The organism is Legionella sheltonii, from assembly GCF_026191355.1.
Lineage (GTDB): Bacteria > Pseudomonadota > Gammaproteobacteria > Legionellales > Legionellaceae > Legionella > Legionella sheltonii.
Map to the genome: position 1 here is coordinate 1 of NZ_JAPHOQ010000026.1, position 9681 is coordinate 9681.

Sequence of the window (9681 nt, forward strand, 5' to 3'; positions counted from 1 at the left end):
GATTTGATTATTTACTGCAATAGCTCTGGCTGGTTTATTAGTAAAGTAGACCGTTTTATAACCAATATCCAAATTGATAACTCTATGTGCTGCGAATGTAGAAAACGAAACTAAAAAAAATGAAATCAGGCAGGGTAAGGCAATCCAATGATATTTCTTAGATTGGATTTCATGAATATCTTTCAACATGATGCACTCCATGAATATTAAGGTTGATATTCTGTACCTAACTCCAGCCCGAAGGTTTTTCATTTTGGAAACATCCTTTTCCCTTTAAACCTACTCCAGTAAAGGGTAATTTTGCTTAAATTTCATTAGCATATTCGTTATTTTGAGTAATTTCTACATAATAAAAATTTATAAATTGCAAATTTGTACCATAATTTTAGAGGGATATTATAAATTTGAAGAGACTCATTTATGTCATTATCCAGGGATGATAAGGGGCGTTTGATTGGTAAAACCGTACAAATTCATGGTTCTGTCGTAACTATTGCGTGTAAGGTTTTGCCCCCTCTACATCAAGCACTTAAAATTTTTCGAAAGGATGACAGTTATATTTTGGAAGTTCATAAACATATCGATCACGAGCATGTGATGGCAATTGCATTACATCGAACCTCAGGGCTACAACGAGGATTGGATGTATTTGATCTGGGAACCCCACTTGAAGTCCCGGTTTCTATACATTCATTAGGTAGACTTCTTGATGTGTTTGGTAAACCTTTAGATGGATTTGACGCAATACCCGCAAGTGAATCGCGTCCCATTTTATCAAAATCACCACCAATTGAAGGCATAACAACACCACAAACAATTTTAGAAACCGGAATAAAAGTTATTGACTTACTTTGCCCCGTAGTTCAAGGGGGAAAGGTAGGATTATTTGGTGGTGCAGGAGTTGGCAAGACGGTACTCTTGATGGAGTTTATGCATGCGATTATCAAAATTCATCGCGGAGCTTCTGTTTTTGCAGGGATTGGAGAGCGAGTACGCGAGGGCCATGAATTATGGCGTGAAATGCAAGCAGCAGGATTAATGGATAATACATTAATGGTATTTGGACAAATGGATGAATCTCCATGTGTTCGATTTCGAGTTGGATTATCCGCACTTACCAGTGCAGAATATTTACGAGATACATTACAACGTGATGTCTTGTTTTTGATTGATAATATTTATCGATTTGTCCAGGCTGGTAGCGAAATATCAGGGCTATTAGGACGAATGTCGGCTAATGTAGGCTATCAACCGACGTTAATGACTGAAATAGCCGAAATCGAAGAACGTATTAGCTCTTCATCTAAGGGCGCAGTCACTTCAGTTCAAGCGGTCTATGTCCCTGCAGATGATATGAGCGATCCCGCAGTTGCAGGAATTATTACGCATTTGGACTCCATAGTTGTCTTGACCCGTTCGCAAGCTGGAAAAGGGATATATCCTGCAATTGATCCTTTGCTATCTAAAAGTAAATTTATGAATGTTGCTGTATTAGGGCAGCGCCATTATTCAATCGCACAGGCAGTAAGGGAACATCTGTCACATTATCGTGAGTTAGAAGACATTATTTCTATGATAGGAATCGAAGAATTGTCGTCAGAAGATCAGAAAATTGTTTTAAGGGCTCGTAAATTGCAACGGTATCTCACGCAACCATTTCACGGTATGGTTGAGAGAACGGACATTCAGGGGGTATCCGTACCACTCGAAGAAACATTACTCGATTGTGAGGCATTTTTAAACGGTGATTTTGATTATTTGACTGAAGAGCAATGTTATATGAAAGGCTCCTTATCTGGAGTTTATTAAATGGCAACGTTTACACTGCATTTACATAGTGCCCTGCAAGAGGAACAAGTGAATGGGGTAGTAAGTTTTGTTGGTGAGGATGATTCAGGACAATTTGGCTTATTTGCCCATCATACGCGAATGATGACTTGCTTAAATTACGGATTAGCCCGATTTCGTTATGAAGAGGGTAAAACAGAATATTTAGCAATACCCAGTGGTTTGCTCTATTTTATTGATAATGATCTTCATATTTTAACAAGACATTACATACGTTCCCCAAGATGTCAGGATATTTTGCTTGCTATAGATCAACAGCTGCAAAGGGAAGAAAAAAAGTTAATAACTATTAAAGAAAGCATTCATCGATTAGATTATGAAATGTTAAAAAGCTTATTAGAATTAAAGAACAAGGATTGGTATGACCTCTAAGAACTCCCATAACAAACTCAGAAACAACGTAGAAAAATCCATTGTTAAAATAGAAAAGTCAAAAAAAGAATCCCCTACAATTTTGGCGCAAACCATTTTTTTAGGGACCTTAGGAATACTTTTTATTCTGCCCATAATTATAGGCGCTTACTTGGGCGTATGGCTTGATAATAAATTGCATGGTTATTCTATTGCTTGGACAATTAATTTGATTCTTGTTGGCGTTTTTGTTGGTGCGCTTAATGTATATTTATTTATAAGGGATTAACAATAAGCCGTTTTGTGTCGCTAAGATCCCCTCTCTCGCTTGTCGAAGAGGGGTAGTGATGAGGGTTCATTCATTAAAATCAATACCCTCATCCGCCCTACGGGCAGCTTCTCTCCGTGGGGAGAAGGGAAATTACTTTATGCAATACCACTGGGTTGTACCAGGTTACATTTTGAAATGGAGAGCCGATTGATGCCGACTCAAAGCATATTAACCAGTTGGTTAATTATTTTAATGTTACTGATATGGGCTTGGTTATCCGGGCGAAAATTAAAAGAAAGGCCAAGCTCATATCAAGTGGTTACTGAAGGGATTTATTTGGCAATGTATGATGCTGTAAATGAGGTATTGCCTGAGCATGTTGAACTTATTTTTCCCTTTATTGCTACTCTATGGCTTTTTATTGTGCTGTCCAACTTAATTGGAGTGATTCCTGGATTGAGTTCTCCTACAGCCGACCTATCAGTTACATCAAGCCTTGCTATCGTAACTTTTTTTTCCGTTCATTGGTTTGGTATACGTGCTGAAGGAATTAAAAATTATTTACGACATTATATTTCACCGAGTCCTTTGTTACTGCCTTTTCATTTAATTAGTGAGCTATCACGAACATTGGCATTAGCGGTACGATTATTTGGTAATATGATGAGTCTTCAGTTAACTGCTATGATTGTACTTATGGTTGCAGGATTATTGGCTCCTGTCCCTATTTTAATGCTGCATTTATTAGAAGCGGTTATCCAAGCGTATATTTTTGGAATGCTTGCATTAATTTATATCGCAAGCGGGATTCAATCACAGGTAATACGAAGAGAGAAGGAGTATCTTCATGGATAACATGAGTTGGTTTACCCTGGTGTCCACGGTTGTCGCTGGTTTGGCTATTGCCTTTGGAACTATGTTACCTGCCATTGCAATGGGGCGAGCAATTAGTAAAGCACTTGATGCAATCGCAAGGCAACCCGAAGCAGAAAAATCAATCACACGTACTTTATTTATTGGTTTAGCAATGATTGAATCTTTAGCAATCTATTGTTTGGTGATCGTATTGATTATTTTATTCAGAAATCCCTTATTGGCTTATTTAGTCAATCATTGAAGAGGATTTGAAAATGGAATTTTCCTGGTCAAGCTTTATTCTTGAGTTGATTAACTTTATTGTACTGGTATGGATTTTAAAGTTTTTTTTCTATAGTCCAGTGCAGCAAGTGATTTTAAAGCGTAAGCAGGCAGTTCAGAATGATCTTGATAAAGCGCAGGCGATGTATGATGAAGCCCACAAGTTACAAGAACAATATACAAATCGTCTGCAAATTTGGGACATTGAAAAGGAGCAGGAAAGAAAAAAAATAGAGCGCTCACTGCAAGATTGGAAAATAAGTCAGCAAGAGGCTTTTAAAATAAACTTTGATATAGGCGCGGTTTTTTGGACGAAAAAAGGTAATTTTTAAGAGCTATTCTTCTAAGTAACAGAGGAGAATAGAATGAGCAAAAAAAGAAACTATTACACGGCATCAAAAAAATCAAAGATAGCAGTTGCGGCAATTGAAGGAAAATTGACTCAGGCTCAACTGACCAGCGAATACGGTGTGCATCCTACCCAAATTAAAGCATGGAAGCAAACAGCATTGCAGGCTATTTCAGATGCTTTTTCCAATTCTCATGATAAGGATAAAAAAGAGCAAGCCGAGCTTGTTGGTGCTTTGTATGAGGAAATTGGTCGACTTCAAGCCCAATTATCATGGTTAAAAAAAAAGACTGCCACTGAGCTTGGATGAAAAGCGTAAGCTGATTGATAGCAACGCTGAAATATCAATCCGAGAACAATGCATGCTACTCGGATTGAGTATTTCCAGTTATTATTACAAAGCGTCTCCTATATCAGCAGAGGACGAGCGGCTCATGGCGCTGTTAGACGAGCATTATCTCCAGTATCCATGTGAAGGTAAAGTGAAGCGCGCACAATGGTTGTCCCTTGAAGTTGGCTATCCTGTTGGTAAACGACGCATCAAGAGACTCATGGAGGCTATGGGATTAGAAACCGTCTACCCAAAGCCAAATACAAGCGTTCCCAATAAAGAGCACACCGTGTACCCCTATCTATTACGTGACATCGATATCACTAAGCCTAATCAGGTCTGGGCTGCTGATATTACCTACGTGCGTATGAAGGGAGGCCATGTTTACTTGGTTGCCATCATGGACTGGTATAGTCGGTATGTGCTTCAATGGGCGGTGTCCCCAACATTAGAAGCAGAATTTTGTGTAGAGGCGCTAAAAAACGCGTTATTACAGGGGCGGTGTGATATTTTTAATACCGATCAGGGTGCTCAGTTCACGTCTAATGATTGGATCAATACCTTGAAGGCCCACAAAATCTCTATCAGTATGGATGGGCGCGGCCGATACCTCGATAATATTTTCATAGAACGTTTATGGCGCAGTGTTAAGCAAGAAAAACTCTATCGGTATGATTTCGAAACAATCGAAGAGATAGAGCTGGAATTAGCTGAGTATTTTGAATATTATAACAACCGAAGACTCCATCAGTCTTTTGGATATTTAACACCAGCTCAAGTGTATTTCGGACACCCTAGTACGGTTTCTAAAACATAGTTCGGTGTGTCATGGCTTACCCACAGGGTCCACAGGCCTATCCGAGACGATGAAGGCTCTACTGGCCTATGGACTTGTGGATAAGCCATTCTGTGAGAGCAGGAGTTAATAAACCAATTCGGAATAGCTCTTATTTTTCCTGAATTTTGTTCCAGATTACCAGACCTAGATTAGCAAGTGAATTTTGCTAGTCAAAAGATCAATGACATTATCCGTGGCACTCTGTTGTTGAATTTTGTTTAAGTCCCACTCCCAAGCAGCATGCTCATAAGAGAAGACCAATAAGTTTTGTGCATAAATTATTTTTAGAAACTCATTAATAAAAAATGGGTTACCCTGAGTTTTATAAAAAATACATTTGGCCAGCTCCTGGACTTTTTTGGGTGAACTGGATAAGGTATCGACCAGAAGACTTTGAATGTTATTTGTAAGCGCTCCAAGAACCACAGGCTTACAATTTACAACTTAGGGGTATAATCTAAGCCAATATTCCAAGGCAACAGTTTTTCATAATCATCAACACTGTTGCAAAGAGGAGCGTTCTTTAACAACATGACATAGTAATGATAAGGGTCGAGATTGTGTAATTTAGCCGTTCTGATGATACTGAAGTGTAAACACAAGGCCTCAGCACCTTCAACAGAGGCGCAAAACAAGAAGTTCTTTCGAGCAATGACCAAGGGTTTGATTTCTTGTTCAGTAAGATTGTTATCGATTTCCAGACGCCCATCATCTAAAAAGCGCATCAGTCCATCTCTATATTTAACACAGTAATTGAGTGCTTTCCCAAGCGGTGATTGGGGCAAAGTTGTAGGATAGACCTTATCAACCCATGTATTAAAGGCTTCCATGAGTGGTTTGGATTTTTCCTGACGCAACTGGTGACGTTGGTCTGGATTCAGTTGATTATTTTTAGCCTCACGCTCTATTTTATAAAGCTCTTTAAAAAAGCGCATGGCTTCTTTGGCAATGCCTTTGCCTTTATTAGATTGGGCAATAGGTTCAAATTTTCTGCGCGCATGCGCGTTGCAATTGACAATGTGCGCATTGCTGCTACCCACAAGTTCAAAAAAATTGTCACCATCGACATGTAAATAGCCATTGAATCCGACAAACCAATCGTAAATAAATTGTTTGTGCTCCACATCGTTGTAGTCATAAAGAATAACGGATTTATCCGGTGGTCCACCCCGAATGCAATACACATAGGATTTGGTTTCTGCTTTTCTTCCAGGCTCATGCAAGACCTGCAAGGTCGTTGCATCACAACTGGCCACATCATACTCAATCACACTGTCTTTCAACAGATTATAAATGGGACGCAGTGGTGTCATTAACTCAATGAGCCAGCGCGCCATGGTTTGGCGTGAGCAATCAATACCATGTCGTTCGCTGAGTTGTCGCTCCAGATGGTACAGTGGTTGCCTGTCATCCAGCTTGCTGACCACCAGGAATGATAAAAACTCTTCTGTTGCTTTAATTTTGGGGAGAATTTGTTTGGGCGCTGCTGCGGTTACGATTTGATTCTCGCATCCTTTAGTGCAAGCAACTACTTCACGTCGTTGCTCCACAATTTCGATGACGCAAGGTTGGTAATGCAGTAGCTCTTTGGTTTCATAACGAATCACTGTTTTGCATGCACCACAGGCACATTGCTTGTCTTCATCAGATACCGGAATAATTTCAATGCGACGGGGTAGTTCTTTCTGCGCTTTTTTATTCTTCTTTCTTGTATGGGCAGCCACTGGTGTCATTTCTTCGGTCTGCTCACCGCTTGCTTCAGCCTGAGAAAAAATGCTCTGATTATTTTCAAACAAAGACAGCTGAGGATTTTCAGGGTCAATATAACGCTCAGAGCGCTTGCCAAAACGGTGACGGCGTAGCTCCATGATTTGTGCTTTTAAAGAATCATAGGCTTCCGCGTAGTGTTCATTGCGTGCTTGAGATAGAGCAAGCTCTGCTTTTAATGCGAGTATTTCGTTACTTAATTGCTCTATTTTTTCTTCGTACATCATGTTGAAATGGCACCTGTTTGCTGAGTCAATTATATCACATTACGTTGATTTTAAAAACAAATTAATCGTTTTTTGTAAATTATTTCTAATAGAAATTCGTAGCCAATACTTCCGGCAACAATGTGTGTTTTGCAAAATCCAATCCTGAGAGCAGCCAGCTTAATTGGTCATTGGTAAGGCTCATGACCGCGTCATCGTGTTTGGGAAATTTTAGTTTTCCTTGCTCCAATCGCTTATAACAGAGCCAAAACCCATTTCGCTCCCACCACAGCATTTTTATTTTATTGGCTTGGCGGTTTCTGAAAAGAAAAATTTGCCCTGATGTGGGGTTCAACTGAAGATGGTCGGAAATCAACATCACCAGTCCATCAATTTGTCGCCTAAAATCAATAGGCTTTGGATAGAGCCATATGCTTGCATTAAATGATAAAAACATGGCTAACCCCACAAGGACAACAACATTGGCAATAAAGTCTGGTCGTGAATTTTTAGCTCATGCCCATTGTTCAATACCAAGGTGCATACTGTCTCTGGAGCTCTTTGTGTCAGCTTATTTAATTGAATCGGTACTAATTTGGATGAAGCTATTTCTTCCCGATACTTTCGCTCCCAATAGCCAAATTGATGGTAGTTTAATTGATGCTTTCGACAGTACGTTACTCGCGACAAACCACTTTCTTTTTGATGCGTTACATGCTCCATCCATCTCTGTTCTTTCGTGCCATCTGTTTCTTGGGGGGATATAATTTGTGGGGATATATTCATCGTACTCTCCTCTCTAAATTGATGTTGCAGAGTATGACGAAACGGAGATAATTATTAAATTATGTAGTTGCTGGCGCGCTTACTGTTATTTAGGCGTAGTGGTCTTAGAGTCAAGGTACTTAAGTTCACTTTATTTTTATCTAGGTTGTTAATACTTAATTGTAAAGGGTGATTCTCATTGATTTCATTATCACGATAAGCGCCAATAATGAGTAAATGATTCGTTTCTCTATCCTGTAACAAGTTTTCAATAAAATTTAGGGACGAATTATCAGCCCATTGTAAATCATCTAAAAACATAACGAGTGGATGTTCTGCTTGAGCAAAGATTCGTACAAAATTTTGAAATGCCAGATTAAAACGTATTTGAGTTTCAGCAGGGCTCAACTGGAGTACTGGTGGTTGTTTACCGATAATAAGTTCAACATCTGGAATAACATCAATAACAACCTGGCCTATATTACCTAAAGAATGGATAAGTAATTTTTTTAGTTTCTCTAGCTTGTTTTCACTCTCTGATAGGACTTGTTTTACTAAATTTTTAAATGCAGCAACAATGGCGCTATAAGGGATACTTCGTTGTAATTGATCAAATTTTCCCTGAATATAATAACCTCTATGTTGAATAATCGGTTTATGGACTTCTTTAACTAATGACGTTTTTCCAATGCCAGAATAACCGGCAATTAAAACAATTTCTTTGCCACTTTGGCTAATTCGATTAAAAGCTTTGATTAATTTGTCTACTTGTAGTTCTCGGCCATATAAATTACGAGAAATACTTAAATGATCGTGAATATCGTTTCGACCAAGGGTAAAATCACAAATCGCTCCTTTTTGTTGCCATTGATTCAAGCATTCCTTCAGATCTGATTTTAATCCGATAATACTGGAATAACGATCCTCGGGCATTTTGCACAACAACTTCGCGATTATTGCATCCAGCATTCTGGGCGCATCAGGTCTAACCTCTAATACTGTTGGTGGCTTTTTAGCAATATGACAATGTACTAATTCAAGTGTATCAACTGTTTGAAAGGGTAATCGATTAGTCAACATTTCATAAAATGTGATACCCAGTGAGTAAAAATCAGTACGATAATCAACTGGACGGTTAATACGTCCTGTTTGCTCTGGTGAGATATAGGCTAAATCCTCATCCAATATTCCCAATTTTAGATAATCAAAAGTTTCTTCAGTTAGCTTGGACGAGGTACTTAAATCAACCAGCTTAAGATTCAGCTGCTCTGGATCGATAACAATATTAGATGGTTTAATTTCTTTGTGAATAATATGACGTTGATGTAATTCTCCAACTATATCAACTAGTTGTAATGCTAAAATTAAAAAACTTTCAATATCCAATTGGTGCATAAGAAGGTATGAAGTTAGTAATTGTCCTTTTACATCTTCAAGAATTAAAACCGGCGTTTGTAGATTTTGCAGAAAGTCGTAAGCTTTAATGATAGTGGGTGCTTCAATCATATTGAGCAAATAGTATTCATGTTGCAAAATAGCCAAATTCTCAGAACTGGAGTGAGGTTTGCTTGGTGTTTTGAGAAGCACTCTACGACTATCTTTTAATCGCAAGGCATAATAGGTATCAATATTATGGTTATGCCTCATTTTTTCTCGTAATGCATAGCCGGATATAGAAATCATTTATTTCCTTAGCAGCTGGTTAGACAAATGGTTCAATACCTTTATTTAGATTATAGAAGATATTGAGGCTTAATAAGGCGATTAATCAAAGTATTTATATCTCTTAAAAAGCAAACTCATATGACTTCAAAATTC

Annotated in this window: 13 protein-coding genes; 8 read left to right on the top strand and 5 right to left on the bottom strand. The window is 38.5% G+C overall.

Annotated elements, in window-relative coordinates; all coding sequences use genetic code 11:
• Positions 1-189, bottom strand: a 189-nt coding sequence (locus tag OQJ26_RS18950) for a hypothetical protein (protein ID WP_265705246.1), incomplete at its 3' end; no start/stop codon positions are given.
• A gap of 231 nt (positions 190-420) precedes the next feature.
• Between OQJ26_RS18950 and atpD the strand changes: the two genes are divergently transcribed.
• The 8 genes from atpD to OQJ26_RS18990 all read left to right on the top strand — a co-directional run bounded on the left by atpD (position 421) and on the right by OQJ26_RS18990 (position 5104).
• Entirely contained in the window at positions 421-1809 is a 1389-nt protein-coding gene (gene atpD / locus OQJ26_RS18955; protein WP_265705247.1) for a F0F1 ATP synthase subunit beta, read from the top strand.
• A complete protein-coding gene (locus OQJ26_RS18960; protein ID WP_265705248.1) occupies positions 1810-2220 on the top strand; it encodes a F0F1 ATP synthase subunit delta/epsilon in 411 nt (136 codons plus the stop codon).
• A complete protein-coding gene (locus tag OQJ26_RS18965) occupies positions 2210-2488 on the top strand; it encodes an AtpZ/AtpI family protein (protein ID WP_265705249.1) in 279 nt (92 codons plus the stop codon). Before OQJ26_RS18960 ends, OQJ26_RS18965 begins: the two co-directional genes overlap by 11 nt.
• A gap of 192 nt (positions 2489-2680) precedes the next feature.
• Positions 2681-3325, top strand: a complete 645-nt coding sequence (locus OQJ26_RS18970) for a F0F1 ATP synthase subunit A (RefSeq protein ID WP_265705250.1) — start codon at positions 2681-2683, stop codon at positions 3323-3325.
• On the top strand, positions 3318-3587 hold the full coding sequence (locus OQJ26_RS18975) for a F0F1 ATP synthase subunit C (protein WP_265705251.1): 270 nt from the start codon (positions 3318-3320) through the stop codon (positions 3585-3587). Before OQJ26_RS18970 ends, OQJ26_RS18975 begins: the two co-directional genes overlap by 8 nt.
• A 13-nt stretch (positions 3588-3600) precedes the next feature.
• A complete protein-coding gene (locus OQJ26_RS18980) occupies positions 3601-3939 on the top strand; it encodes an ATP synthase F0 subunit B (RefSeq protein WP_265705252.1) in 339 nt (112 codons plus the stop codon).
• 33 nt (positions 3940-3972) lie between these two features.
• The gene (locus OQJ26_RS19555) at positions 3973-4266 is read left to right on the top strand and encodes a hypothetical protein (protein ID WP_065235619.1); all 294 of its coding nucleotides are present in this window, start codon (positions 3973-3975) and stop codon (positions 4264-4266) included.
• Positions 4259-5104, top strand: coding sequence for an IS3 family transposase (locus OQJ26_RS18990; protein WP_082650874.1), 846 nt, complete (start codon positions 4259-4261; stop codon positions 5102-5104). Before OQJ26_RS19555 ends, OQJ26_RS18990 begins: the two co-directional genes overlap by 8 nt.
• Before the next feature lie 458 nt (positions 5105-5562).
• Here the strand turns inward: OQJ26_RS18990 and tnpC are convergent, their stop codons facing one another.
• The 4 genes from tnpC to OQJ26_RS19010 all read right to left on the bottom strand — a co-directional run bounded on the left by tnpC (position 5563) and on the right by OQJ26_RS19010 (position 9546).
• On the bottom strand, positions 5563-7119 hold the full coding sequence (tnpC, locus tag OQJ26_RS18995) for an IS66 family transposase (RefSeq protein ID WP_265702303.1): 1557 nt from the start codon (positions 7117-7119) through the stop codon (positions 5563-5565).
• A gap of 85 nt (positions 7120-7204) precedes the next feature.
• Entirely contained in the window at positions 7205-7555 is a 351-nt protein-coding gene (gene tnpB, locus OQJ26_RS19000; protein ID WP_265702305.1) for an IS66 family insertion sequence element accessory protein TnpB, read from the bottom strand.
• 2 nt (positions 7556-7557) lie between these two features.
• Positions 7558-7884, bottom strand: a complete 327-nt coding sequence (gene tnpA / locus OQJ26_RS19005; RefSeq protein WP_265702306.1) for an IS66 family insertion sequence element accessory protein TnpA — start codon at positions 7882-7884, stop codon at positions 7558-7560.
• Between the two features lie 54 nt (positions 7885-7938).
• Positions 7939-9546, bottom strand: coding sequence for an ATP-binding protein (locus OQJ26_RS19010; protein ID WP_265705253.1), 1608 nt, complete (start codon positions 9544-9546; stop codon positions 7939-7941).
• Positions 9547-9681: the final 135 nt, after the last annotated feature.